Annotated in this window: 23 protein-coding genes and 1 pseudogene; 16 read left to right on the top strand and 8 right to left on the bottom strand. The window is 71.3% G+C overall.

Going from position 1 to position 24,724, the window contains the following annotated elements; genetic code table 11:
- Positions 1-904: pectate lyase (locus NIE79_RS10065; RefSeq protein WP_238678288.1), on the top strand; the 904-nt coding region annotated here is incomplete at its 5' end.
- 51 nt (positions 905-955) lie between these two features.
- Here NIE79_RS10065 and NIE79_RS10070 read toward each other — a convergent pair.
- Together NIE79_RS10070 and NIE79_RS10075 are read right to left on the bottom strand one after the other, a co-directional pair.
- Positions 956-2,146 (bottom strand): threonine synthase, encoded by a 1,191-nt coding sequence (locus NIE79_RS10070; RefSeq protein WP_238678397.1) that lies wholly within the window; start codon positions 2,144-2,146, stop codon positions 956-958.
- A 14-nt stretch (positions 2,147-2,160) separates the two neighbouring features.
- Positions 2,161-2,394 (bottom strand): annotated as a pseudogene (locus NIE79_RS10075) (DNA ligase-like domain-containing protein); the annotation flags it as partial.
- Between the two features lie 50 nt (positions 2,395-2,444).
- Here NIE79_RS10075 and NIE79_RS10080 point away from each other — a divergent pair.
- From NIE79_RS10080 to NIE79_RS10090, 3 genes are all read left to right on the top strand, one after another.
- Entirely contained in the window at positions 2,445-3,233 is a 789-nt protein-coding gene (locus tag NIE79_RS10080) for an aldo/keto reductase (protein WP_238678289.1), read from the top strand.
- 126 nt (positions 3,234-3,359) lie between these two features.
- Positions 3,360-3,512, top strand: a complete 153-nt coding sequence (locus NIE79_RS10085; RefSeq protein ID WP_238678290.1) for a hypothetical protein — start codon at positions 3,360-3,362, stop codon at positions 3,510-3,512.
- Positions 3,512-4,477 (top strand): golvesin C-terminal-like domain-containing protein, encoded by a 966-nt coding sequence (locus NIE79_RS10090; RefSeq protein ID WP_238678291.1) that lies wholly within the window; start codon positions 3,512-3,514, stop codon positions 4,475-4,477. Before NIE79_RS10085 ends, NIE79_RS10090 begins: the two co-directional genes overlap by 1 nt.
- Positions 4,478-4,534: 57 nt before the next feature.
- On the opposite strand, the gene NIE79_RS10095 is transcribed toward NIE79_RS10090, so the two are convergent.
- Entirely contained in the window at positions 4,535-5,656 is a 1,122-nt protein-coding gene (locus tag NIE79_RS10095; protein ID WP_238678292.1) for a glycoside hydrolase family 12 protein, read from the bottom strand.
- Positions 5,657-5,955: 299 nt separating this feature from the next.
- Here NIE79_RS10095 and NIE79_RS10100 point away from each other — a divergent pair, with 299 nt between their 5' ends.
- A complete protein-coding gene (locus NIE79_RS10100) occupies positions 5,956-7,062 on the top strand; it encodes an FAD-dependent monooxygenase (protein ID WP_238678293.1) in 1,107 nt (368 codons plus the stop codon).
- A 130-nt stretch (positions 7,063-7,192) separates the two neighbouring features.
- Complete coding sequence (ctaD, locus tag NIE79_RS10105) at positions 7,193-8,953, top strand: aa3-type cytochrome oxidase subunit I (protein ID WP_238678294.1); 1,761 nt, start codon at positions 7,193-7,195, stop codon at positions 8,951-8,953.
- A gap of 285 nt (positions 8,954-9,238) precedes the next feature.
- Here ctaD and NIE79_RS10110 read toward each other — a convergent pair whose 3' ends face one another.
- Genes NIE79_RS10110 through NIE79_RS10125 form a run of 4 tightly spaced genes read right to left on the bottom strand, consistent with a single transcriptional unit; the run spans position 9,239 to position 15,141 of the window.
- The gene (locus NIE79_RS10110) at positions 9,239-10,486 is read right to left on the bottom strand and encodes an MFS transporter (RefSeq protein WP_238678295.1); all 1,248 of its coding nucleotides are present in this window, start codon (positions 10,484-10,486) and stop codon (positions 9,239-9,241) included.
- Positions 10,487-10,526: 40 nt separating this feature from the next.
- The gene (locus tag NIE79_RS10115; protein ID WP_238678296.1) at positions 10,527-11,108 is read right to left on the bottom strand and encodes an isochorismatase family protein; all 582 of its coding nucleotides are present in this window, start codon (positions 11,106-11,108) and stop codon (positions 10,527-10,529) included.
- A 51-nt stretch (positions 11,109-11,159) separates the two neighbouring features.
- Positions 11,160-12,446 carry a nicotinate phosphoribosyltransferase gene (locus NIE79_RS10120; protein ID WP_238678297.1) on the bottom strand — a complete coding sequence of 429 codons (1,287 nt, stop codon included), beginning with the start codon at positions 12,444-12,446 and terminating at the stop codon, positions 11,160-11,162.
- 16 nt (positions 12,447-12,462) lie between these two features.
- The gene (locus NIE79_RS10125; RefSeq protein WP_238678298.1) at positions 12,463-15,141 is read right to left on the bottom strand and encodes a LuxR C-terminal-related transcriptional regulator; all 2,679 of its coding nucleotides are present in this window, start codon (positions 15,139-15,141) and stop codon (positions 12,463-12,465) included.
- Positions 15,142-15,336: 195 nt separating this feature from the next.
- On the opposite strand from NIE79_RS10125, the gene NIE79_RS10130 reads away from it, so the two are divergent.
- The 10 genes from NIE79_RS10130 (at position 15,337) to rdgB (ending at position 23,401) form a co-directional block, all read left to right on the top strand.
- Positions 15,337-16,887, top strand: coding sequence for a P-loop NTPase family protein (locus tag NIE79_RS10130; protein WP_238678299.1), 1,551 nt, complete (start codon positions 15,337-15,339; stop codon positions 16,885-16,887).
- A 148-nt stretch (positions 16,888-17,035) separates the two neighbouring features.
- The gene (clpS, locus tag NIE79_RS10135) at positions 17,036-17,326 is read left to right on the top strand and encodes an ATP-dependent Clp protease adapter ClpS (RefSeq protein WP_088946433.1); all 291 of its coding nucleotides are present in this window, start codon (positions 17,036-17,038) and stop codon (positions 17,324-17,326) included.
- On the top strand, positions 17,323-17,823 hold the full coding sequence (locus NIE79_RS10140) for a DUF2017 domain-containing protein (RefSeq protein ID WP_238678300.1): 501 nt from the start codon (positions 17,323-17,325) through the stop codon (positions 17,821-17,823). The genes clpS and NIE79_RS10140 overlap by 4 nt, the downstream gene beginning before the upstream one ends.
- 52 nt (positions 17,824-17,875) lie before the next feature.
- Positions 17,876-18,364, top strand: coding sequence for a M67 family metallopeptidase (locus NIE79_RS10145; RefSeq protein WP_112736296.1), 489 nt, complete (start codon positions 17,876-17,878; stop codon positions 18,362-18,364).
- A 66-nt stretch (positions 18,365-18,430) separates the two neighbouring features.
- Positions 18,431-18,766, top strand: a complete 336-nt coding sequence (locus tag NIE79_RS10150; RefSeq protein WP_238678301.1) for a MoaD/ThiS family protein — start codon at positions 18,431-18,433, stop codon at positions 18,764-18,766.
- A gap of 11 nt (positions 18,767-18,777) precedes the next feature.
- Entirely contained in the window at positions 18,778-19,743 is a 966-nt protein-coding gene (locus NIE79_RS10155) for a PLP-dependent cysteine synthase family protein (protein WP_238678302.1), read from the top strand.
- Between the two features lie 223 nt (positions 19,744-19,966).
- On the top strand, positions 19,967-20,710 hold the full coding sequence (locus NIE79_RS10160; RefSeq protein WP_238678303.1) for an MBL fold metallo-hydrolase: 744 nt from the start codon (positions 19,967-19,969) through the stop codon (positions 20,708-20,710).
- Between the two features lie 110 nt (positions 20,711-20,820).
- Positions 20,821-21,966, top strand: coding sequence for a glycosyltransferase family 4 protein (locus tag NIE79_RS10165; protein ID WP_238678304.1), 1,146 nt, complete (start codon positions 20,821-20,823; stop codon positions 21,964-21,966).
- A 95-nt stretch (positions 21,967-22,061) separates the two neighbouring features.
- Positions 22,062-22,787: a ribonuclease PH gene (rph, locus tag NIE79_RS10170; protein ID WP_238678305.1), complete on the top strand. Its 726-nt coding sequence runs from the start codon at positions 22,062-22,064 to the stop codon at positions 22,785-22,787.
- Positions 22,784-23,401 carry an RdgB/HAM1 family non-canonical purine NTP pyrophosphatase gene (rdgB, locus tag NIE79_RS10175; protein ID WP_238678306.1) on the top strand — a complete coding sequence of 206 codons (618 nt, stop codon included), beginning with the start codon at positions 22,784-22,786 and terminating at the stop codon, positions 23,399-23,401. Before rph ends, rdgB begins: the two co-directional genes overlap by 4 nt.
- A 21-nt stretch (positions 23,402-23,422) precedes the next feature.
- Here the strand turns inward: rdgB and NIE79_RS10180 are convergent, their stop codons facing one another.
- On the bottom strand, positions 23,423-24,646 hold the full coding sequence (locus NIE79_RS10180) for a DUF6891 domain-containing protein (RefSeq protein ID WP_238678307.1): 1,224 nt from the start codon (positions 24,644-24,646) through the stop codon (positions 23,423-23,425).
- Between the last annotated feature and the right edge of the window lie 78 nt (positions 24,647-24,724).

A 24,724-nucleotide genomic window follows, 5' to 3' on the forward strand; every position in this document is an offset into this window, starting at 1 on the left:
GCGCATCGCGACTAGCGGCAGCACCATCGGCGGCTGCGTGAACGGCACGCACAGCGCGGCCGGCGGCAACAGGCTGGCCGGGGCGGGCCGGATCGGGCTGGTCACCGCGTACGCCAGTGGCGGCCTCGACGACGTGGCGGGCGACTCCTCCGGCGGCGGAACCCCGACCACGCCGCCGCCGACCACCACTCCGCCACCGACCACCACGCCACCACCGACCACCACACCTCCGCCGGCTGGCTGGCCGACGCCCACCAGCAGCCAGAAGGTGGACGCCACGATCGCGGTCTCCGGCACCTTCGACGGTGGGCTCAAGCGCTACTACGGCATCGGTGACGGTGGGCAGAGCGAGAGCCAGGACCCGATGTTCGAGCTGGCCGCCGGCGCCACACTGCGCAACGTGATCATCGGGGCCCCGGCCGGCGACGGCGTGCACTGCGAGGGCAACTGCACCCTGATCAACGTCTGGTGGGAGGACGTCGGCGAGGACGCGGCCACCTTCCGCGGTGGCACCACGTACACCGTCGACGGCGGCGGGGCCCGCTCTGCCAGCGACAAGGTCTTCCAGCACAACGGCTCGGGCACCGTCTACATCAAGAACTTCCGGGTGGAGAACGCCGGCAAGCTCTACCGCGCCTGCGGCAACTGCTCCACGTCGTACCAGCGGCACGTGGTGTTCGACAACGTGATCGTCCGGAACACCGACGCGATCGCCGGCATCAACACCAACTGGGGCGACACCGCCCGGTTCAGCCGGATCACCATCGTCGGCGACCCGGACCGGGAGACCTCGATCTGCGTGAAGTACAAGGGGGTGCCGAAGGGCAGCGAGCCAACCGAGATCGGCGAGGGCGCCGACGGCGTCAACTGCCTCTACTCGCCCTCGGACATCACCTACCAGTAGGCCGGCACGACGGCACCCCGCGGACCGCCCGGTCCGCGGGGTGCCGTCACCTCACCCCATCAGGGGTACGCCGGAGACGTCGACAGTGTCCGGATACTTCAGCCCGGCGCCGGTATTGAGCACCACCACCCGCTCGCCGGCCCGGATCCACCCGCCCGCGCGCAGTTGGCGCGCCGCCGTGAGGCAGGCCGCCCCCTCCGGGCAGAGCAGCAGCCCCTCCCGGGCGGCGAAGTCCCGCAGATCGGCCAGGATGTCCGTGTCGTCGACGGCGACGGCCGTACCGGAGGACTCCCGCAGCGCCGCCAGGATCAACTCGTCGCCCAGCGGGGCCGGCACTGTGATGCCGAACGCCACTGTGTGCGCGTCCGCCCACGGCTGCGCCCGATCCTCGCCGGCGGCGAAGGCGCGCACGATCGGCGCGCAGCCGGTCGACTGCACCGCCACCAGCCGAGGCAGCTTGTCGCCGATCCAGCCCAGCTCGCGCAGCTCGTGCAGCGCCTTGTGGATGCCGATCAGGCCGACCCCACCGCCGGTCGGATAGATGATCACGTCGGGCGTCTGCCAGCCGAGCTGCTCGACGATCTCGTACCCCATAGTCTTCTTGCCCTCCAGCCGGTAGGGCTCGCGCAGCGTGCCAGCGTCGAAGATCGCCCCGTTCGACTCCGCGATCAGCTCGGCCACCCGCCGACCGGCGTCGCCGATCAGCCCGTCGATCAGGCGCAGGTCGGCGCCGGCGGCCACGCACTCGCGCCGGCAGATGCTCGGCGCCTCCAGCGGCATGACGATCGTCGCGCCCATTCCGGCCCGCGCGGCGTACGTGGCCCAGGCCGAGCCGGCGTTGCCGTTGGTGGGCATGGCGATCCGCTCGACGCCCAGCTCGCGGGCCCGGCTCACCCCGACCGCCGCGCCCCGGGCCTTGAACGAGCCGGTCGGGATCAACCCCTCGTCCTTGACCATCAGGTCGGAGATGCCGATCTCGGTGCCGTACGCCGGGGCGCGCAACAGTGGCGTCCAGCCCTCACCCAGCGTGGTGACGTGCCGAGGGTCGGCGACCGGCAGCACCTCCCGGTAGCGCCACAGGTCGGCCGGGCGCAGTGGAAAGCGTTCCGGGGTGACCGCCTTCGCCACGGCCGGCAGGTCGTAGCGGGCCAGCAGCGGCGATCCGCACTCGCAGAGATTCTGTAGCCGGTCGGCGGCGTGCTCCTTGCCGCAGCGCGGGCAGTCCAGGTGGGTCAGGTACACGTCGCTCCTCGCCGTCACACCGCGTCGATGCTCAGCCAGTGCCGGCTGCGCCGCCCCGGCTGGTGGACCGAGTCCAGTCGCTTGGCGACCACGCCCGGCAGGCCCTGTTCCTGGCCGGCACGCAGGGCCTCGTCGCCCGCGCCCGGGAACCACGGCGGAGTCTTCCACTGCGTACCGGCCAAGACCAGCCCATCGAGCAGCTCCCGGCGTTGCGCGTACGGCACGTCGACGCTGCTCACGCCCTCCAAGTGTCCGGTTCGCTCGGCGGCGGGGGGCGCGGCGGGGTAGAACGGACCTCATGGACCTCACCGACCAGCCCACCGCCCTGCTCCCCGGTGACGTGCGGATGCCCCTGCTCGGCTTCGGCACCTGGCAGGCCACCGGCCAGGCCGGTTACGACGCCGTGCTGGCCGCGCTCGACACCGGCTACCGGCACCTCGACACCGCCACCGTGTACGGCAACGAGCGGGAGGTCGGCCGGGCCGTGCGGGAGAGCGGGCTGCGTCGGGAGGATCTCTTCATCACCACAAAGCTCCCGCCGGACCGGGTGGGCCGGGAGCGCGCGACGCTGGAGGCCAGCCTGGAGGCGCTCGGCGTCGAGTACGTGGACCTCTGGCTGATCCACTGGCCGCCGTCGTCGCCGGGGGACAGCATTCCGCTGTGGCGCGAGCTGCTCGCCGCCCGCGACGAGAACCTCGCCCGGGCGGTCGGGGTGAGCAACTACAGCACCGCGGAGATCGACGAGCTGATCCAATCCACCGAGGAGAACCCGGCGGTCAACCAGATCCGGTGGAGCCCGTCGCTGTACGACAGGCAGCGGCACGCCGAGCACCGGGACCGGGGGGTGGTGCTGGAGGGGTACAGCCCGTTCAAGACCAGCGACCTCAGTGACCCGGTGCTGACCAGGATCGCCGCCGCGCACGGCGTCTCCCCCGCGCAGGTGGTGCTGCGGTGGCACATCGACCACGAGATCGTGGTGATCCCGAAGTCGGTGACCCCGGAGCGGATCACCGCCAACTTCGATGTCTTCCACTTCTCGCTCACGGCCGAGGAGATGCGCGACATCGACGCGCTCGGCGAGGTCTGAATCGGCGAATTCCTTCAGCCTGCGACGCGGCCATGAAGGGTATCGACATCGACGTACGTGACGGTATAGCGTGCCCGTCATCACGTTCGTCGATCCGTTCGTACCCGCCGTCGCTGGAGGATCGCCATGGCCCGAACCCCGTCCATCCGTCTGCGCCGCCGTGGGGTGCTCGGCATCCCCGCCCTGGTGGTCGCCGCGTTGACCGTCGTCGCCCGACCCGCCGCGGCCAGCGCGGCGCCGAAGGCCGAGTGCCTCGCCGACCTGCTTCAGGACGCCTGATGGCGACGATTCCCTGGCTGGTGGACGTGCTGCGCGCCGCCGGGGTCCAGGTCGTGGTCGAGGGGGACTGGCTCAACCGGATGCGGCCCGGCTCTTTCGACCCGATCGGGGTGCTCTGGCACCACACCGCCTCGACCTCCAGCGCCAGCAACCCGCACCCGGCGCTCGGCATCTGCATCAATGGCCGGTCCGACCTGCCGGGCCCACTGTGTCAGGCGCTTGTCGACTACAACGGTGTCTTTCACGTCATCTCCGCCGGCCGGTGCAACCACGCCGGGGTCAGCGGCGGCAGCGGGCCGATCCCGGCCGGGGACGGCAACACCCTGATGATCGGATGGGAGATCGACTACAACGGCGTCAACCAGGAGATGACGGCCGCGCAGTACAACGCGTCGCTCGCCGCCACCGCCGCCGTGCTCACCCGGCTCGGCCGGGACAGCAGCTACGCCCGGGGGCACCGGGAGACCAGCACCTCCGGCAAGATCGACCCGTCCTTCATCGACCTGAACGTCATGCGCGCCGACGTGGCGGCGAGAATGGCTGGCGGCGGCACAGCCTGGTCCTCCACAGTGGACAACACCACCAGCGGTCGGTTCACCGCCAGCGCCAACTGGGGCGTGTCGTCGTACTCCAGCCAGCGGTACGGCGCCGACTACCGCTACGCGGACCCGGTCGCCGCCAGCGACGTCGCGTGGTACCGGTTCAACGTCCCGGCCACCGCCAGCTACCGGGTCGAAGCCTGGTGGCCGGCGAACTCGGGCTACAACAGCGCCGCCCCGTACATCGTCGCCACCAGCGCCGGCAACCAGACCGTCCGGGTCGACCAACGGGCCACCGGCGGGCAGTGGCGAATCCTCGGCACGTTCGCACTCCCGGCCGGTGACGCCAACCGGGTGGGCGTGAGCCGGTGGAGCAACACCACCGGCCTGGTCATCGCCGACGCCGTGCGCCTCACCCGCGTCTGACCCTGATCTCGCAAGCGGTGGGGGCGCGACCCGGATGGTCGTGCCCCCACCGTCAGTTCACGATCGGGAGCAGGTTGCCCCGTTGAGCGAGAAGCTGGTCGGCGACGAGTACGAGCCGCTCAGCGTCCCCTGGTAGCCGAAGCTGGCCGTGCCCCCGGGTGCGACCGACCCGTTGTGGCCGACGTTCCGGGCGGTCACCGTCGATCCGCTCTGGCTCACAGTGGCGTTCCAGGCGTTGGTGACCTGCTGACCGCCGGGCAGGCCGTAGGTCAGCGTCCACCCGTTGAGCGCGCTGGAGCCGGTGTTGGTGATCTGCACGTCGGCCGTGAAGCCGTTGTTCCACGAGTTCGCCGTGTACTTCACCGCGCAGCTCGCGCCACCGCTCGGCGGCGGGGTCGTCGGGTTGGTCGGCGGCTGGCCGCCACCGTTGACGTTTGCCGAGAACGAGGTCACCGCGAGGCCGACGCCGCCCTGCCAGGGCTCGAAGCCGGCCTGGATGCTGGTCAGGTACCAGGAGTTGGTGATCGCGCCCCGGTTGCGGGTGTCGTTGATGAAGTCCAGCACGCTGAAGTTCAGGCTGGAGATCGCCGACGACGCGACATAGGAGATGACGTTGTTGGAGCCGTTGCTGCCTCGCCAGACCTCCCAGGTGCGGCCGGCCAGGTTCGTGGTGCCGACGACCGAGCCGATGGGCTGGATCGGACCCTGCCGGTTGAGCCAGATCATGATCTCCATCTGGTTCACCCCGTCCCGCTTGGGCGACGGGTCCAACCAGATGTCGTACGACGCGTTGTAGGTGGCACCGCTGACGTAGCGGTAGGAGATGCTGCTGGTGGCGCTGCTGATCTGGCTCACCTGGATCGGCAGGTTCGTGCCGGGGGAGCAGTTGGTGTAGTGACAACCGAAGAACACCGAGGGGTACGCGGTGGGCGCCCCGTTGGTGGGGCTGCTGCCGTTCAGGGTGGTGATCTCGAAGCCGTTGTTGGTGGCGTTGATGCACTGCTGGGCGGTGGTGCCCCAGCGGTTGTTCTGCACCACGTAGCGGCCCCCGATGACTGTCGAGCCGTACTGTTCGCAGATCTGGGTGTCGGCGGAGGCGCTGCCGCCGAGGGCCACTGCCACCAGTGAACTGGCGACCAGCAACCCGGCGGCGGCCAGGGCCCGAAGTTGACGTTTCATGACACTCCTCGACTCGGCGCGTGCCGGGCGCCGGATGTGGTGGGGTAGTGCGGGAGCGCTCCCACGCTCAACGACACATTTACATGCCTGAAACTGCTGCGCAACCGTCCGCGTCGAACTGGTGAATTGTGAGGATTGCCATCCCCGCCCGGACGGCCGGCGGCGGACGGCCAGCCAAGCGACGCGGGCCACCGACGAGCGGAGGGGTGCGGGCCGATTGGGCCTGGTGTGCACCGATCGCTCCGAGTAGCGTGTTGCCTCCAACGCGTGCCGCTCCCCCTCCGGAGGCGTACACCACCATGGGTGGCTCCCCCCTGCGCATCCTCGTCGTCGGCGCGGGCATCGCCGGCCTGGCCGTCGCCCGGGCGCTGCGCCTGGCAGGCTTCCGGCCCGACGTCACCGACAAGCTGCCCCCGGGGGAGTCCACCGAGACCGGTCTCTACCTGCCCGGCAACGCCGCCCGCGCGCTACACCGGCTCGACCTGCACGACCCGGTCCGGCCGATCGGGCAGGTCATCCGCCGGCAGCGGTTCTTCGACGCCGCGGGCGCGCAACTCTGCGAGGTCGACCTCGACGCCCTCTGGGCCGGCGTCGGCGAGTGCCGTGCGCTACCCCGGGCCGACCTGCACCGGGTGCTGCTCAGCGGTGCCGGCGGCGCGGTCCGGCACGGCGCCGAGGTCCGCACCCTGGACCTGCTCCCGGGCGCTGTCGGCGTCACCTTCACCGACGGCACCACCACGGAGTACGACCTGGTCATCGGCGCCGACGGGCCACGATCCTCGGTCCGTGCGCTGGCCGCGCTCGGTGGGCCGCCGCGCCCGGTCGGGCAGGTGGTCTACCGGGCCGTCCTGCGCGACGGCCCGCCGGTCACCGAGTGGACCGCACTGCTCGGCCAGCGCTCCGGGTTCCTGATGGTGCCGATCGGTGCCGGGCGGCTGCACCTCTACGCCGACGAGGCCGGCACCGAGGAACCCGCCGACCCGCTGGCCCGGCTGCGGGACCTCTTCGCCGACTACCGCGGCCCGGTCCCCGAGGTGCTGGCGGCCCTCGACGAGGTGCACGTCGGGATCACCGACGAGGTGGAGCTGGGCCGCTGGTACCGGGGGCGCGTGCTGCTGGTCGGCGACGCCGCGCACGCCACAGCACCGACGTTGTCGCAGGGTGCGGCCATGGCGTTGGAGGACGCCGTGGTGCTGGCCGAGTCGTTGCGCGCCGCCAACAGCGTGGAGGCGGCGCTCGTGGCGTACGAAAGTCGTCGCCGTCCGCGTACCCGATGGGTGCGGGACCGGACCCGGGACCGCAACCGGACCAGGGACGTGCCGCCGGCGCTGCGCGACCCGCTGCTGCGCGGGCGCGGCGGCCGGATCTTCGGGGAGCACTACCGGCTCCTGCTCGGCCCGCTGTAGGCCCGTAGTAGATCGTGTCACGCCACCCCACGCGGCGCTGCGACCTGCCGGGGACTATCCTCCTTGCGGATGACGGCCCGCCGATAACCAGCGTGTGCCGAGCGGGACAACCGAGAACCGGAGGCCACTCGTGACCACCGTCGCACCCAAGCCGGTCGTGACCCGGCCCTGGCCGGTCCGGGAGCCGGTCAAGGGGTCGGCCATCGCGCGGCTGCTGCGAACCACGGACGCGAAGCAAATCGGGATCATGTACATGATCACCGCGTTCGTGTTCTTCATGATCGGTGGCCTGATGGCTCTGGTCATGCGTGCTGAGCTGGCCCGACCCGGGCTGCAGTTCCTGTCGCCGGAGCAGTACAACCAGCTCTTCACGATGCACGGCACGATCATGTTGCTGTTCTTCGCGACGCCGATCGTGTTCGCGTTCGCGAACTACATCGTGCCGATCCAGATCGGCGCGCCCGACGTTTCCTTCCCCCGACTGAACAGCTTCGCCTACTGGCTGTACCTGTTCGGCGGCACGATGGCGACCGCCGGGTTCCTCACTCCGGGTGGTGCCGCTGACTTCGGCTGGTTCGCGTACGCGCCGCTGAGCAGCGTCGAGCACTCGCCGGGCGTCGGCGCCAACATGTGGATCATGGGTCTGGCCATCTCCGGCCTGGGCACCATCCTCGGTGCCGTGAACATGATCACCACGGTGCTGACCCTGCGCGCGCCGGGCATGACCATGTTCCGGATGCCGATCTTCACGTGGAACATCCTGGTCACCAGCCTTCTGGTGATCCTGGTCTTCCCCCTGCTGGCCGCCGCGCTCTTCGCGCTCGCCGCGGACCGCATCCTCGGCGCGCACGTGTACGACCCGGCAACCGGTGGGCCGATGCTCTGGCAGCACCTGTTCTGGTTCTTCGGGCACCCCGAGGTCTACATCGTGGCGTTGCCGTTCTTCGGCATCATCAGCGAGGTCATCCCGGTCTTCTCCCGCAAGCCGATCTTCGGCTACAAGGGTCTGGTCGCCGCGACCGTCGCTATCGCCGCGCTCTCCATGAGCGTCTGGGCGCACCACATGTTCGCCACCGGTCAGGTGCTGCTGCCGTTCTTCAGCTTCCTCAGCTACCTGATCGCCGTGCCGACCGGTATGAAGTTCTTCAACTGGATCGGCACCATGTGGCGGGGCCAGATCAGCTTCGAGACGCCCATGCTCTGGGCGGTCGGCTTCCTGGTCACCTTCCTCTTCGGTGGTCTCACCGGTGTGCTGCTGGCCAGCCCGCCGATCGACTTCCACGTGTCGGACTCGTACTTCGTGGTGGCGCACTTCCACTACGTGCTCTTCGGGACCATCGTGTTCGCGGTCTTCGCGGGCATCTACTTCTGGTTCCCGAAGATGTTCGGCCGGATGCTCGACGAGCGCCTGGGCAAGGTGCACTTCTGGCTCACCATGATCGGCTTCCACACCACGTTCCTGGTGCAGCACTGGCTCGGTAACGAGGGCATGCCCCGTCGGTACGCCGACTACCTGCCCAGCGACGGCTTCACCACGCTGAACACGATCTCCACGATCGGCGCGTTCATCACCGGTATCTCCACGCTGCCGTTCATCTACAACTGCTGGAAGTCGTACAAGACCGGCCCGGTGGTCGAGGTGAACGACCCCTGGGGTCACGGCAACTCGCTGGAGTGGGCGACCAGCAGCCCGCCGCCGCTGCGCAACTTCGACCGGATGCCGCGGATCCGCTCCGAGCGGCCGGCGTTCGACATGAAGTTCCCGGAGCTGGCGGCCGGTGGCCAGAGCCTGGCCGGCCCGCCGGAGGGTGGCGCCAAGCCGCTCACCAGCGAGTCGGACGGCGGGGCAAGCTACCGCGAGGACACCGCGAGCGACGCCGACAGGCACTGACGCTCAAGCTCAGCAGTACGACGGGCGCCGCCCCCCGGGACACCGGGAGCGGCGCCCGTCGCCATATCCGGCCAATGTCACTCCCGCGCCCCGCCCGCCCGTTCCTGGCTGGGCTCGGTTCGGCCGCTCTAGCCGGTCTGGCTCCGAAAGGGGCTCTGTGCCTGAAGAGTCTGATGTCTGTGGGTCATCTTGATGACCCACAGACATCAGGCTCTCCGGCATGCATGGGGGCCGGCTGCCCGGCGGACACCCGACTGGCCGCCGTCGGTGGCGTGGGCGCGGCCGTCAGTGGACGGCGGGGGTGAGGTCGGCCTCGACGGGCGGTGGGGTGGCCGCTTCGGCGTTGCGGCGGCGGCGCAACTCGATCGGGAGCACCACCAGGGTGACCAGCGCGCCCAGCGCCCCGGTCACCACGAAGCCCCAGAGTGGCGCGCTGGCGTCGATCACCGCGCCGGCGAGCGGCGCGCCGATGGCGATGCCGACGGTGACCGCGGAGCCGTGCAGACCCATCGCCTCGCCGCGTACCTCGGCCGGCACCAGGCGGCTGACCGCGTCCGAGCCGGCGGCGATGGTCGGCGCGCAGAGCGCGCCGGCGGGGATCAGCGCCAGGCACAGCAGCCACCAGTGCGCACCACCGAGCCCCACCGGAATTGTGCACACGGCCAGTGCGGCGGTCAGTGCCAGCGGGGAGAACGAGCGGTGCACGGCCCCGTAGGCGAAGCCGCCGGCCAGCGAGGCGATCGCCCAGATGGCCAGGACCGCGCCGGTCCACCCGACCTCGCCGCTGGCCCGCAGGACGGCGACCACCGCGACGTCGGTGCCGCCGAGCACCAGGGTCGCGGCGGCGCTGAGCGCCAGGACGGCGAGCAGTCGGGGGGTCATCCACTCCCGGCGCGGCACCCGGCGTTGTGGGCCGGTGGGCTGGGTGGCCTCCCGGATCGGTGGGTTGACCACCCACAGGGCGATCCCGCCGGCGACGATGCCGCCACCGACCAGGTACATGGTGGTCTGCGCGGAGATCGCGGTGACCAGCGCCACAGCCAATGCCGGACCGATCATGAAGGACAGCTCCACCGACATCGAGTCCAGTGCGTAGGCCGGGCGGCGTTGGTCCTCGGGGACCAGCGCGGCGATCGACTGACGAACGACGGAGAAGATGGGCAGGGCCAGGGAACCGGCCACGAAGGCGGCCGGCAGGAGCACCGGGTACGACAGCGTGGGCGCGGTGGACCAGAAGATCGCCTCGGCGATCCCGGTGAACACCAGGACGGGGCGCAGTCCACGCCGGTCCACGAGTCGACCGAGCAGCGGCCCGCCGATCGCCGCGCCCACGGTGACCGCCGCACCCACCAGGCCCGCCGCCCCGTAGCCCCGATCGAGGTCGAGCACCACGTGGAAGGTCAGCGTCACCCCGGTCGCGGTGAGCGGGATGCGGGCGAGGACGGCGACCACCAGCAGCGACCGCAGGCCCGGCAGGGCAAGCGCCCGCCGGTAAGGCTTCATGTTCACGTGGGTCCGTACCTCCGGCGTCATCCTCGACCGGCGGCGGCTCCTTGGCCAGCCAATTAGCGCCTCATGCGGCACTGATCACAGGCTGGCCGTGCATGATCACCCCGGCACCCTCCATCGCGCGCAGGGCCACGTCGGTGGTCGCCGGGGCGACGGCCGCGGTCAACTCCAGCAGCACTGTGGTGGCGAAACCCTCCCGGGCGGCGTCCAGCGCTGTCGCCCGGACGCAGTGGTCCGTGGCGATGCCGACCACGTCGACCCGGTCCACGTCGTGTCGGCGCAGCCAGTCGGCCAGGCACTCACCGTCGTCGGCGTGCCCCTCGAAACCGGAGTACGCCGCAGCGTGCTCGCCCTTGTGGAAGATCGCCTCGACCCGGCCGGTGTCCAGTTCCGGGTGGAACTCCGAACCGCTGGTGCCGACCACGCAGTGCCGGGGCCAGGACTCCACGAAGTCCGGCGGATCGCCGAAGTGGGCACCCGGGTCGACGTGGTAGTCCTTGGTGGCGACAACGTGCGTCCACCGCTCCGGTTCGGCGGCGAGCAGCCGGGAGATGCCGGCGGCCACCCCTGCGCCGCCGGCGACGGCCAGCGAGCCGCCCTCGCAGAAGTCGTTCTGCACGTCCACGATGATCAGCGCGTTGGCCATCGGGGGGTTTCCTCTCTCCGCACGGTCGGTCGGTGGCGCTCGGGGGATGACTCAGCCAGCGGGTACGACGGTGACCGGCACGGCCGGGTCGCCGGCCGAGAGCTTCAGCCCCTCCCACGGAATGGAGATCAGGCACTCCCGCAGGTGCTCCCGTGACTCGTCGAGGGTGGGCAGCGGCAGTGACTCACCGGCGACCACGTACGACTGCTGGAGCAGGCGGTCGTTGGGCTGCCGGTCCGGAACACCCTGCGGGACGATGACCTCCTCGGTGGCGGTGCCGGTCGGCTTGTGCCGGCGGACCGCGACCTTCCGGCCGCCGATGGTGGCCTTGTGCTCGGAGCGCTTCACCACCGGCCGTCCCTCGACCTCGACCAGCTTGTAGACCAGCCCGGCGGTCGGTGCCCCGGAGCCGGTGACAACGGCCGTGCCGGCGCCGTACATGTCCACCGGTTCGGCGGCCAGCGCGGCAATCGCGTACTCGTCCAGGTCACCGGAAACGATGATCTTGGTCTCGGTGGCGCCCAGCGAGTCGAGCAACTCCCGGGACTGCTGGGCGATCACCGCGAGATCGCCGGAGTCGATCCGTACCGCCCGCAGGTCCGGCCCGGCCACCGCGATGGCGTTGCGGATGCCCTGGCTGATGTCGTACGTGTCGACCAGCAGCGTGGTGTCCTTGCCCAGCGTGGCGACCTGCGAGGCGAACGCCGCCCGCTCGTCGTCGTGCAGAAGGGTGAACGCGTGCGCCGCCGTGCCCGCCGTCGGGATGCCGTAGCGCGCGCCGGCGGCGAGGTTGGACGTGAACCGGAACCCGGCCAGGTACGCGGCCCGCGCCGCGGCCACCGCCGCCTCCTCGTGCGCCCGACGCGACCCCATCTCGATCAGTGCCCGGCCCCGCGCCGCGGTCACCATCCGGGCCGCGGCGGCGGCCACCGCGCTGTCGTGGTTGAGCACTGACAGCGCCACCGTCTCCAGCACCACACATTCGGCGAAGCCGCCGGAGACGGTGAGGATCGGTGAACCGGGGAAGAACAGCTCACCCTCGGCGTAGCCGTCGACGTCGCCGGTGAAGCGGTAGTCGGTGAGCCACGCCGCCGCCGTCTCGTCGACCACACCGGTTCGCAGCAGGAACTCGACCTCGGTGCTGTCGAACCGGAAGTCGCGGATCATCTCGATCAGCCGGGCCGTTCCGGCGACCACGCCGTAGCGGCGGCCGCTGGGCAGCCGGCGGCTGAACACCTCGAAGACGCATCGGCGGTCGGCGGTGCCGTCCTTCAGTGCCGCGCTGACCATCGTCAGCTCGTAGTGGTCGGTCAGGAGCGCGGGGCGGTGGATGCTCACCGCCCCAGCCTAAGGTTCAGCTCGGGTCGCCGCCGTCGTGGCCCGGGATCGAACGTAACGCCGCCCACAGCTCGGCCCGGCCGGTGACGCCCAGCTTGGCGTAGATCCGCTGGAGGTGGTTCTCCACAGTGCGCGCCGAGAGGTAGAGCCGTTCGGCGATGGCCCGGCTGGGGGCGCCGTGCGCGGCGAGGCGCGCCACCTGCCACTCCCGTTCGGTGAGCACTGGCGCGCCGGCCTGGAGCGCCGGCGTCCGGATCAGGTCACAGCGCCCGAGTAACCCGGCGAGGCGCTCCCGGGCGTCGTTCGCCGCAGCCGAGTGTTGCTGGCGCAGCCGCTGGACGGCCTGGGAGGTGGCCTCGGCGGCGTACACGGTCAACTCCAGGGCCGCGTAGTCGTCGGCGACCGCGAGCAGATCGGTGGGGGAGTCGGTCACCGCCGCGCGGGCGTGCCGGGCCAGCAGCGGCGGCAGCACCCCGTCGACCCGCTCGGAGAGCTCGGCGAGGCGCTGCGCGACGGTGCGCCGGCCACCATCGGAGCAGGTGGGCCCGACCGCCATGCCCGCCTGGTCGAGTCGGACGAGGTCGTGCAGCACATGCACCTCGTGCCCGGCGAAGCCGTCCGAGCGCAGCCGATCCACCAGGTCACCGAGGTGTTTGACAGCGCCCGGCAGGTCACCCGAGGCGGCGAGCGACGCGCCCCGAGCCTGCTCCAGCCACGGGTAGAGCACCGCCATGCCCGGCGCGTGGGTGCGGTCGGCTTCGGCCATCGCCGCAACCGCCTGTGCCGCGTCACCGCGCAGCGCCGCCGCCTGGGCGCGTTCGGCCTGAGCCAGACCGGCGTAGACCCGACTCGTGGCCAGCACCGCGCAGGCGCCCAGCGAGGTCCGCATGGCCAGGTCGCTCTGCCCCCGCAGCCGGGCCGCATACGCCTGAAGGATGGCCAGGTAGCCGGTGCCGAGACGGAAGTCGCCGGCTCCGGCGAGGTCGGCGAACTCGTCGGCCACTATCGCGTCGATCCCGGCCAGGTCGCCGGTGAGCATGAGCCGGGTGCCTCGGGCCAGCTCCAGGGCCAACTGGAGGTACGGCATGTCGGTGCGCCAGCTCGCCGCGGCCGAGTGCACCTGGGCGATCGCCGTACCGCTGCGGGTCAGCTCGCCCTGCGCGGCCTGGACGTACGCGATGGTGGAACGGGCCAGCTCGCGGGCGGCGACACCGGCCGCCGGCCGGTCCAGTACTCGTCGGCTGAGCTGCACCGCGGTGGCCGTGTCCAGTCGGTGCAGGCGCATGATCGCCTCGAAGGCGTGCACCCGGGACCGGTCGGCGGAGTCGCTGAGCTGCTCGACCCGGCTTGCGATCTCCTCCACCGTGGACTCACGGCTCAGCCCCCAGTAGCTGACCATGCCGCGGACGGTCAGCCACCGGCAGAGCCGCCGCTCGTCGCCGGGCTCGGGGGTGACCGAGTCGAGGACGTCGATCGCCTCGTCGGGCCGGTCGGCGAACATCAGGATGGTGGCCAGCAGCTCAGCCGCGTCGTAGCCGCCGTCGGCGTTCAGCGCGGCCCGCGCCAGGCGGGTCGCCAGCGGCACGTCGTAGCGGGTGAACGCCTGCACCGCGGCGTCCAGCAGCAGAGCCGGGTCCTGTGCGGTGCCGGAGTCGAGTCGCCAGACGGCCACCCGCAACAGGTCGTCGCGGCGGCGTTTGCCGACCTGTTCGAGCAGCTCGGCGAGGTGTGCCTGAAGTCGGCGGGTGCGGCTGACCGGGCAGCGGCGGCGCATCACCTCGCCGTAGAGCGGGTGCGCCAGCCGGACGTTGGTGCGCCGGTCGTGCTGGATGACGGTGATCAGCCCACGTTCCTCGGCGGTCTCCACGTCCGACTGCTCGGCGGCCTGCCTCAGCAGGTGCAGACCCAGTGGTTCGCCGAACGCGACCAGCTCGACGACCGCGCGGACGCCGTCGGTGAGCTTGCCGACCCGGGTGTCGATGAGGTCGGTCAGGCTGGGCGCCAGCTCCAGTCGACCGGTCCACTTCCAGATCCCGTACGTGCGCTTCAACTCGGCGCTGCCGTTGGCGGCGTGCACCAGCTCGCGCAGCAGCAGCGGGTTGCCGGCCGACAGTCGGCCGAGCCGGTCGGCGGAGCCGGCGTCGACCGGGCCGCCCAGGATCGCCGCCAGCAGGTCGGTGGTCTCCGCCTGCGGCATCGGGGTCAGCTCGACGTGTTCGACCAGGTCGTCGGTCCAGAGTGCGCGGATCGGCAGCGGGATCTGCTCGCCGTCGCGCAGGGTGCCGACCACTGTGGCGTTCTCGGCGCGGGCGACCAGGTGCACCAGTGCGGCCGAGGGGGGATCGAGCAGGTGGGCATCGTCGATGGCGAGCACGATCCGTCGGCCGGCCGCCTGCTGTTGCAGGACGTTGAGCGCCCAGCGCAGGATGCCGGCGGGGGAGAGGCCCTGGGGCTGCTCGGCGGGAAGGACCTGGACCAACCCTCCGAACGGCAGCGCCGCGGTGGTGGCGCTGGCGGCGATGGACCAGATCGCGAACCGGTCGGTGGGCAACGCGCCCACGCCCTCGCGCAGCAGGCGACTCTTGCCGATGCCAGCGCTGCCGCTGAAGAAGAGCCCGCGGCCGGCCTCACCGGTCACCGCCTCCAGCAGGCGGTTGAGCTCATCCGTGCGGCCGACGAACTCCCATCGACTCATTCGCGCAGCATATCGACCGGAATCCGTCCGCGCCCGTACCGTCACCGTGCGAAGTTGAGTAATCGCACAATTACCGGTGAGTATTCGAGGTGTTCCGCCCGGTTGCCAGCCCGCCCGTAGTCTTCCGAACATCCGGGTTGACGTACCGGAATTTTCGCGACCGGACCTCCGGTCACCTGCAACGGGAGGCACCTGATGAAGCAGGGCCCTCTCCCCTCGGTCGATTCGCCGGGCGACATGACCGGCCCCACCGACCTACCCGCCTGCGGCCCCCTCCCCACCCGGGTCGGCGTGTCCGGCGCCGCACCGGACGAGCCGCTCGGTGTGGTCGCCGTCGGCCCGGCCGGTGCCGAGCGGCGTGCCGTGCTGGCCACCCTGCTCGGGCTCGACCCGGTCATGCTCACCGTGCCGGCGGGCAGTTGGTTGGTGGTGCGCGACGCCAAGGTGCCCACCCGGGCCGCGTTCGTGCCGGGTTACCGCCTGCCGCACTCGTACGGCGCGGACCGGGACGCCGCCGGTCCGGCTTTGGCCCGCCCGCCCCGGCGTGTCGAGCTGAGCGTGCCCGAGCCGCTGCTGCGGCACTTCACCCTGATCGACGTTCCGGATACCGCCACCCTCGGTGTGTCCGGCACCAGGGTGCTGCTCGAAGCGGTGGGCCGAGCCGGCGCGCTGCTCTTCGTGATCGCCGCCGACCAGGCGTTCACCGCCGCTGAGTTGAACCTGCTGGCCGAAGTCGCCCCCACCTCGGTGGAGGTCGTCTTCGCGGTCACCCCCGGCGCGGCGGGGTGGGCTCCGCTGACCGACGGCACGGCGACTACGGAGGGCGCGGGGGCGTCCGTCCCGCCGGTCGGGGGTGCGGAGACCGAGGTGGACGCGGTAGCGGTGACGGTGGAGGCACATCGGGCGGCGCTCCTGGCCGCGGTGCCGTCGCTGGCCGGCGCGCGGTGGTTCCCGGTCGACGACGCCGACACCGCCGCCGACCTGCGGCGGGCGCTGGTGGGTTGGGCGTCGCGTGAGGGGTTGCAGCGGGCCAGCGTCGACCCGCCGGTCCTACCGGGCCAGCAGGGCCGCGTCGGGGTGGCCGCCGATCCGGGTGACTGGTCCGAGCGGCTCGACCGCCACGCCCGCTCGTGTGCTCAACGGATCCGCCAGCACCTCGCCCTGGAGTTGGCGAACATCCACCTGCGGGCCGTTCAGGAGATCGTGTTCGGCGTCGGCTGCGTCGGCCTACCGGATCTCCTCGACCGGGAGATGGCGGCGTTGTCGCTGTTGGCCACCGCGCAGTGCGATCAGGCGGTGCGCGGCATCGTGACCGACGTCGCGTCCCAGGTGCTCGGGGTGCCGCCGTCCGAGGGCGTGCGACGTCGGATCGCCGCCGCCGTGCGGTACGGCCTGGCCGATCACCGGCCCGGCCACGATTTGGACAAGGTTCTGCTGATCACCAGCACGGCGGGCGTGGCCGAGTTGACCGGCCTGGAGGCGATCGACGCCGCCGCCAGCTATCCGGCGGCTTCCCGGGACGAGGTGCTTCCGCCGGTCGCTGTGGCGCTCTCCGGCGGCTGCTGGCAGCAGTGGCGTACGCCCGGCAACGACGACCAAAGCGCGGCACGGGCCTGGTCCCAACGGGCGGTGCGCGAGGTCGAGCTGGGTCTGTCCAGGGAGATCTCCCGACGGTTCGAGGTGATCCGCCTCTCGCTGGGCGTGGTGCTCTCCGATGCAGTCGATCACGGCATTCTGCTCGCCTGACGGCGCGCCCACCGGTTGGTCCGGGTCCGGCCCGGACCCCGCCTCCGATGGCGTCCGGGGCGGGTCGGGAGGGCCCGGGGTGGGTGATCCGCGCCGGGCCGGCGTTCCGGTTCCTCGGTTCCGGGAAACCGGTGGCACGATGGGGGGCATGGCGGCTCCGCAGGTTGCACCGGTCGAGACGCCGGACACTGACGAGGTGCCGGCGTCCGACCGGCAGTGGGTGACGATCGTGTGGGACGACCCGGTCAATCTGATGACGTACGTGACCTGGGTCTTTCAGAAGCTTTTCGGCTACAGCCGGGAGAGGGCCGAACAGCTGATGCTGGACGTGCACCACAAGGGCCGTGCCGTGGTTTCCACAGGTGCCCGCGAACGGATGGAGCACGACGCGTCGCAGCTGCACGCGTACGGGCTGTGGGCGACGGTGGACAGATCATGAGCATGTTCCATCGCCAGGCCGGTCGCTACGTCGCCGTCTTCGCCGTCGACGAGGTGCGGGTGCTGCGCAAGGTCGCCTCCGAGGTGGTGGGTCTGCTCACCGACGGCTTCGACCACACCGACCCGGTCGTCGGCCGGCTCTTTCCGGCGGTCTACCCGAAGGACGCTCCGGACACCGCAGAGTTTCGCCGCTACACCGAGGGCGACCTGAAGACCGCGAAGATCGATCAGGCGGGGGCGATCCTGGCGGCGTTGCCGGACGAGGCCAGCGGCGAGGTGCGGTTGGACGCCGAGGCCGCCGAGGCGTGGTTGCGGGCGTTGAACGACGCCCGGCTCGCGATGGGCGTCCGCCTGGAGATCAAGGACGGCACCGATCTGGGCGAGGAGTTGGACGACGCGGTCGCTGAGGATCCCGGTTCCAGCCGGGTGTTCCAGCTTTCGGTCTACGCCTATCTCGGGTATCTACAGGAGTCGCTGCTCAACGCCTTGATCGACTAGGGGTGACCGGCACCACTTCGGCCCGTGCCCGGCAGGCGTTAGGCTGGTGCACGTGCTGAGCATCGACCGGTCGATCATCGACGCGATCGTCGCCCACGCGCGCCGGGATCACCCAGACGAGGCGTGCGGCGTGGTCGCCGGTCCCGTCGGCAGCGACACCCCGACCCGGCACATCCCGATGGACAATGCCGCGCGGTCGATGACCTTCTACGAGTTCGACTCGATGGAGCACCTGCGCGTCTGGCGGGAGATGGACGACCGGGACGAAGAGCCCGTCGTCATCTACCACTCGCACACCGCCACCGAGGCGTACCCGTCGCGGACGGATGTCTCCTTCGCCGGTGAGCCGGGGGCGCACTACCTGCTCGTCTCGACCCGTGAGCCCGACTCGGAGGAGATCCGGTCGTTCCGGATCGTCGACGGCGTGATCACCGAGGAGCCGGTGCGTGTCGTGGAGGCGGGTGTCGACCCGCACGCCGTCCAGTCCTACATGTTCGGGCAGAGCCCGGCGACGGTCGATTACGAGTGTTCCGGCCGCTGACCTGTCAGCGCCGCAGCCCGCTCGTCCCGTCACCGTAGCCACACCCGATCGAGGAGTTTCCACATCATGGCTATTGAGGTTCGCATCCCCACCATCCTGCGCAGCTACACCGGCGGCGCCAAGGTCGTCGACGGCACCGGCGACACGCTGGCCGATCTGCTCACCGACCTGGATTCCCGGCACGGCGGTCTGCGCGGCCGGCTGATCACCGACGCGGGCACGCTGCACCGCTTCGTCAACGTCTACGTCAACGACGAGGACGTCCGCTTCCTCGGCGCACTGGACGCGAAGCTCTCCGACGGTGACAGTGTCACCATCCTGCCGGCCGTGGCCGGCGGCGCGTTCGGCTTCGCCGCCGCTGCGGCGATCAGCTCGCACAGCGCCGCTGTCGCGGCTCGCTGAGGTCGGCCGCCATGGCGCGGTACGACAGCCTGCTCGACGCCTCCGGGGGTACGCCGCTGGTCGGCCTGCCCCGACTCTCCCCGACGGTGCCCGACGGGGCCCCTCCGGTGCGGCTCTGGGCCAAGCTGGAGGACCGCAACCCCACCGGCAGCATCAAGGACCGCGCGGCGCTGTTCATGGTCCGGGCGGCGGAGGAGGCTGGCCGGCTCCGTGCGGGTGACACCATCCTCGAACCGACGAGTGGCAACACCGGCATCTCGTTGGCAATGGTGGCGAAGCTGCGCGGCTACCGGCTGGTCTGCGTGATGCCGGAGAACGTCTCCACCGAGCGGGTGCAGCTGCTCCGGATGTACGGGGCCGAGATCATCTTCTCGCCGGCGGCGGGTGGTTCCAACCAGGCGGTCGCCACGGCGAAGCAGATCGCCGTCGAGCACCCCGACTGGGTGATGCTCTACCAGTACGGCAACGAGGCCAACGCGCGGGCGCACTACGAGACGACCGGGCCGGAGCTCCTGCACGACCTGCCCAGCATCACGGACTTCGTGGCCGGGCTGGGGACCACCGGCACCCTGATGGGCACCGGGCGTTACCTGCGGGAAAAGGTCGAGGGCATTCAGATCGTGGCCGCCGAGCCGCGCTACGGCGAGTTGGTCTACGGCCTGCGCAACATCGACGAGGGGTACGTTCCGGAGCTCTACGACGCCTCGGTGCTCTCCCGGCGGTTCTCGGTCGGCACCCGGGACGCGGTGTTGCGTACCCGCCAGCTGGTGGAGGTGGAGGGCATCTTCGCCGGGTTCTCCACGGGTGCGATCCTGCACGCCGCGCTGGCGGTGGCGCACGAGGCGGTGCGCGACGGCCGGCGGGCCGACGTGGCCTTCGTGGTCTGTGACGGCGGGTGGAAGTACCTGTCCACCGGCGCGTACGGCGGCACACTCGCCGATGCCGAGGACGCCCTGGAGGGGCAGCTCTGGGCCTGACCGATCTGGTCTGCCGACTACGGGCCGTCGACATTCGTCGACGGCCCGTGCGCTTCCCGACGTACCGCGAGCGGGTGTCACGTTCGTGACAACTTCCGTTGGATGATTCTTGCTGCCGGGTGCGCCAGCGTAGGCTGCGCAGCGTGGCGTACGCGTCGGTAGAGATCATGGCCGGGACCATCGCCGGTGCGGGTGCTACTGACAGTGACAGCGAGACCACTCGATGCGACTGACCGTTCTGGGAAGCGCCGGCAGTTTCCCTGGCCCCGAGTCACCCTGTTCGGCATATCTCATCGAGGCCGACGGCTTCCGGCTCCTGGTCGACTTCGGTTCGGGGTCGCTGTCCAGCCTCCAGCGGTACGCGGGGTTGCACGCCCCGGACGCCATCCTGCTGACCCACCTGCACTGTGATCACATGTTCGACGCCGTGCTGTACGTGGTGGTGCGTCGGTACGCCCCGGACGGCCCCTACCCCGCGCTGCCGGTGTACGCGCCCGCCGGCGCGCCGGACCGGCTCAGCGCCGCGTACGGCGACGACGGTTCGGTGGAGGACGTGTACCAGTTCTACGCGCTCCAGCCGGGCGCCTTCCCGATCGGCCCGTTCTCCGTCACCGTCGACCGGGTCAACCACCCCGTCGAGACGTACGGTGTGCGGCTGGAGCACGACGGTCGTTCGCTGTGCTATTCGTCGGACACCGCACCCTGCGACGCGTTGCTGCGGCTGGCCCAGAACGCCGACGTGTTCCTCTGCGAGGCCAGTTACCTCGACGGCATGGACAATCCGCCGGATCTGCACCTGACCGGTCGGGAGGCCGGTGAGGCGGCGACCAAGGCCGCTGTGGGCCGGCTGCTGCTCACCCACCTGGTGCCCGCCTGGGGCAGCGAGGCGCACACCCTTGAGTCGGCCGCTTCGGCGTACGCCGGGCCGCTCGAGGTGGTCCGGCCCGGCGCCAGCTACGACATCTGACGCACCGAGTCCCGGTTTGCGAGGCCCGGCCGCGGTGTTGTGCCGTACTGTTCGCCAGCCGGTCAGCGGGCGGTCGTCTGGCGCACCAGCGGCACCCGCACGGTGTGGGCATGCGGATCGCCATCGTGACCGAGTCGTTCCCACCGGATGTGAACGGCGTCGCGCACTCTGTGGTGCGGACGGCGGAGCACCTGCTCGACCAGGGCCATGAGCCGGTCGTCATCGCGCCCGCCCCGCCGGCCGCCGGCCGGCAGAACATCGACCGGCTGCCGTACCCGGTGGTGCGCATCCCGAGCGTGCCGCTGCCCCGCTACCAGGGCTTCCGGCTGGGTGTGCCGACCAACACCCGACTGACCGGGGCGCTGCTGTCGGCCGAGCCGGACGTGGTCCACCTGGCCAGTCCGTTCGTCCTGGGCGCCCGGGCGGCCACGCTGGCCAGCCGGCACGGGCTGCCCACTGTGGCGGCCTACCAGACCGATGTGGCGGCGTACGCCCGGGCGTACCGCGTCAGTTGGGGCGAGGCCGCGGCGTGGCGGCGGATCCGCGAGATCCACAATTCGGCGCAGCGCACCCTCGCCCCCTCCACTCGGGCCGCCACCGACCTGATCGCGAACGGGGTACAGCGGATCTGGCTGTGGCGGCGCGGTGTGGACGCGGTTCGCTTCGATCCGGCCAAGCGGTGCGCGACGCTGCGGAGCCGGCTGGCGCCCGGCGGTGAGCTGCTGGTCGGCTACGTCGGTCGGCTCGCCCCGGAGAAGCGGGTGGAGTTGCTGGCGGCGACGTCCCGACTGCCCGGCGTACGGGTGGTGGTGGCCGGCGACGGCCCGACCCACCGCCAGTTGGCGCGCGAGCTGCCCGGGGTGACGTTCCTGGGCGTGCAGCAGGGCGAGGACCTGGCGCGGCTCTACGCCAGCCTGGACCTGTTCGTGCACACCGGACCGCACGAGACCTTCGGCCAGACCATCCAGGAGGCGCTGGCCTCCGGGGTCCCGGTCGTGGCGCCGGCCAGCGGCGGCCCGGTCGACCTCGTCGACCACGGCGTGACCGGCCTGCTGGTGCCGCCGAACGACGGCGACGCGCTCGCCGCGGCGGTGGCCGAGCTGACCGGCGACGCCGACCGGCGGCGGGCCTACGGGCTGGCCGCCCGGGTCGCTGTCAGTCGCCGCAGCTGGGCGGCGGTCGGCGACGAGCTGATCGGGCACTACCACGCGGTACGCGCCGTTGCCGCCACCGTCGGCCTGCCGGCCGCCTCGTGACCGGGCCCGTCGGCGGGTTCCTCGGTGTGCACGGCGCGGACGTTCCCATGGGCACCGCGAGCGAGGTGGATCGCCGCACCGCATAGGGTGCAGGGATGGCGCGACCTGACGGGCGAGGGCCCTCTCAACTTCGACCGGTGACCCTGACCCGAGGCTGGAGCACCCATCCGGAGGGCTCGGTGCTCGTCGAGTTCGGCGGCACCCGGGTGCTCTGCACGGCGAGCGTCACCGAGGGGGTGCCCCGCTGGCGCAAGGGCTCCGGGCTCGGCTGGGTGACCGCCGAGTACGCGATGCTGCCCCGGGCCACCAACACCCGCTCCGACCGCGAGAGCGTCAAGGGCCGGGTCGGTGGTCGCACCCACGAGATCTCCCGGCTGATCGGCCGTAGCCTTCGGGCCAGCATCGACCTCAAAGCCCTCGGTGAGAACTCGATAGTCCTCGACTGCGACGTGCTCCAGGCCGACGGTGGCACCCGCACGGCCGCGATCACCGGCGCGTACGTCGCGTTGCACGACGCGGTGGGCTGGCTTGCCGCCCGGAAGTCGTTGGCCGGTAAGCCGGAGAAGGTGATGCACCGTTCGGTGGCCGCGGTCAGCGTGGGGATCATCGCCGGGGAGGCCCGGCTCGACCTCTGCTACGAGGAGGACGTCGCCGCCGAGGTGGACATGAACGTGGTGTGCACCGGCGCGGGCGACTTCGTCGAGGTGCAGGGCACCGGCGAGGCGGGCGTGTTCGCCCGCGACCAGCTCGACGCCCTGCTCGACCTGGCCGTCGCGGGTTGCGCGGATCTGGCCGAAGCCCAGCGGAAGGCACTCGCATGAACAAGGTCCTGCTCGCCACGCGTAACCGCAAGAAGCTCGTCGAGCTGCAGCGGATCCTCGACGGCGCCCTCGGCGCGCACCGGATCGCCCTGCTCGGGCTGGACGACATCGAGCAGTACGCGGAGCTGCCGGAGACCGGCCTGACCTTCGGCGAGAACGCGCTGATCAAGGCGCGGGAGGGTTGCCGGCAGAGCGGGCTGCCGACGATCGCCGATGACTCCGGCCTCGCTGTCGACGCGCTCAACGGCATGCCGGGGGTGTTCAGCGCCCGCTGGTCCGGCCAGCACGGCGACGACCGGGCCAACCTTCAGCTGGTGCTGGACCAGATCGGCGACGTGCCCGACGAGCAGCGGGCCGCCTCGTTCGTCTGCACCGTGGCGTTGGTGCTGCCCGGTGGCAAGGAGCACCTCGTCGACGGCCGGCAGTCCGGGCGGGTGCTGCGTGCGCCGCGCGGTGACGGCGGGTTCGGCTACGACCCGATCTTCCTGGGCGACGGACAGGACCGGACCAACGCAGAGCTGACCCCGGCGGAGAAGGACGCCATCAGCCACCGGGGCAAGGCGCTGCGCGAGCTGGCCAAACTGATCGCCAAGGTGCTGCCGCCCGCCGCCTGACCAGCACCCGTCAGTCGGCTGTCACCAGCGCTTCGTCACGAGGTCGCCGCCCAGCTCGTCGATCGCGACGCGGTCCTGGGTGGCGAGCGCGGTGAGCATCCGTTCGGCCTCGGGCACTGTGGCGATCCGACCTGTCGAGGTGGCCCGGGCGGTGTCCAGCTCTTCCAGCCACAGCCCGTCGCGCTCCCAAGCGACCTGCACGCAGCCCCCGGAGCGACCGAAGGCGGTCAGGAAGTCCCTGCTCAGCGGCCGCATCGAGCGGAGCAGCAGACATGCCTCGGCCGCGTCCAGCGGCACGTCCTTCTGGGTGCCGTCGCGGTGCTGGTAGGTCGCCTCGAGGAAATCGGGCGGGGCCGGCTGGGTGACCGCATGCACCGACCCTCCGGCCAACCGCCGGATCAGCTCCATGCCGTAGTACCGGCCGACGGTCAGCTCCCGCCCGCCCTGCTCGGGGTACGTGCCCACCAGGGTGTCCCCCTCCCGCCGAACGACGACAGCGGCGTCCTCATGAGCAACCCGGATCCGTACGCCGGCAGGCAACCAGGGCAGGTGCAGGCCCGCGAGCCGGGCGGCCGACGACAGACCCTCGGTCGGGGCGTCCAACCCCGTCCACTGGTCCAGCAGCGCCACGTCGATGTCGATGTCGTCGTCGACGCTGGCCGGCAGCGCGGCCAGCCGACCGATCCGGCGTCGCTGCCAGCTCAGCGAGACCCTGATCCGGGTGCCGGTGTGGCCGTCCCAGTGCACCGTCAACCCTTCGGCGCGCAACGCGGCCGCGATCTCCTCGCCGACGTCGACAGTTGCGGGCTGCCCGAAGAGGCCCCACGTCAGGTAGACGCCGGAGCCGTCGACGCCGCGCTCGGCGTCCTGCTGGTGATAGAACGCGTACCCCCGTGCCGTGCGTCCGCGCGGCACCTCGTCGCCGATCTCGGCGACGCCGCAGTTCTGGCAGCAGGCGAAGTTTTCCCGGGCCACCAGCCCAGTTGCCGAGAGCGTCCGGAACGCCGCGGTGAGCCGGTCGCTGTCGGTGACCTCCGGCCACTGCGCCTGGGCGGCCAGGTGCGCGCTCAACTCCTCGGTCACCACCGGCCAGGCGTGGGCCTCGACCTCCGCCGGGTTCGCCTCACCGTGCAGGTACTCAATCGTCGCGGCGACGATCGCGGCGGCCGGCAATTCGGCAAGCGCCACCTGGCGGCGGACGTGGTCCTGGATCTGCTCGGTGAGCCCCGGCTCCTCGATCTCCACGGCGGCGAACCTAGCAGTACCAGACGACAGCCTGGTCGAGGGTGAACCGGGTGCTGCCGTCCGCCGCCTGACCCGTGG

It is taken from the genome of Micromonospora trifolii, from assembly GCF_022229005.1.
GTDB lineage: Bacteria > Actinomycetota > Actinomycetes > Mycobacteriales > Micromonosporaceae > Micromonospora > Micromonospora trifolii.

Excerpts from the sequence above, each read along its gene's own strand:
- rdgB (WP_238678306.1), top strand. The coding sequence starts at position 22,784 with ATGAACAAGGTCCTGCTCGCCACGCGTAACCGCAAGAAGCTCGTCGAG.
- NIE79_RS10085 (WP_238678290.1), top strand. The coding sequence starts at position 3,360 with ATGGCCCGAACCCCGTCCATCCGTCTGCGCCGCCGTGGGGTGCTCGGC.
- NIE79_RS10165 (WP_238678304.1), top strand. The coding sequence starts at position 20,821 with ATGCGGATCGCCATCGTGACCGAGTCGTTCCCACCGGATGTGAACGGC.
- NIE79_RS10130 (WP_238678299.1), top strand. The coding sequence starts at position 15,337 with ATGAAGCAGGGCCCTCTCCCCTCGGTCGATTCGCCGGGCGACATGACC.
- NIE79_RS10080 (WP_238678289.1), top strand. The coding sequence starts at position 2,445 with ATGGACCTCACCGACCAGCCCACCGCCCTGCTCCCCGGTGACGTGCGG.
- NIE79_RS10150 (WP_238678301.1), top strand. The coding sequence starts at position 18,431 with ATGGCTATTGAGGTTCGCATCCCCACCATCCTGCGCAGCTACACCGGC.
- NIE79_RS10090 (WP_238678291.1), top strand. The coding sequence starts at position 3,512 with ATGGCGACGATTCCCTGGCTGGTGGACGTGCTGCGCGCCGCCGGGGTC.
- NIE79_RS10140 (WP_238678300.1), top strand. The coding sequence starts at position 17,323 with ATGAGCATGTTCCATCGCCAGGCCGGTCGCTACGTCGCCGTCTTCGCC.
- NIE79_RS10160 (WP_238678303.1), top strand. The coding sequence starts at position 19,967 with ATGCGACTGACCGTTCTGGGAAGCGCCGGCAGTTTCCCTGGCCCCGAG.
- NIE79_RS10155 (WP_238678302.1), top strand. The coding sequence starts at position 18,778 with ATGGCGCGGTACGACAGCCTGCTCGACGCCTCCGGGGGTACGCCGCTG.
- NIE79_RS10115 (WP_238678296.1), bottom strand. The coding sequence starts at position 11,108 with ATGGCCAACGCGCTGATCATCGTGGACGTGCAGAACGACTTCTGCGAG.
- clpS (WP_088946433.1), top strand. The coding sequence starts at position 17,036 with ATGGCGGCTCCGCAGGTTGCACCGGTCGAGACGCCGGACACTGACGAG.
- NIE79_RS10110 (WP_238678295.1), bottom strand. The coding sequence starts at position 10,486 with ATGACGCCGGAGGTACGGACCCACGTGAACATGAAGCCTTACCGGCGG.
- NIE79_RS10125 (WP_238678298.1), bottom strand. The coding sequence starts at position 15,141 with ATGAGTCGATGGGAGTTCGTCGGCCGCACGGATGAGCTCAACCGCCTG.
- rph (WP_238678305.1), top strand. The coding sequence starts at position 22,062 with ATGGCGCGACCTGACGGGCGAGGGCCCTCTCAACTTCGACCGGTGACC.
- NIE79_RS10100 (WP_238678293.1), top strand. The coding sequence starts at position 5,956 with ATGGGTGGCTCCCCCCTGCGCATCCTCGTCGTCGGCGCGGGCATCGCC.
- NIE79_RS10095 (WP_238678292.1), bottom strand. The coding sequence starts at position 5,656 with ATGAAACGTCAACTTCGGGCCCTGGCCGCCGCCGGGTTGCTGGTCGCC.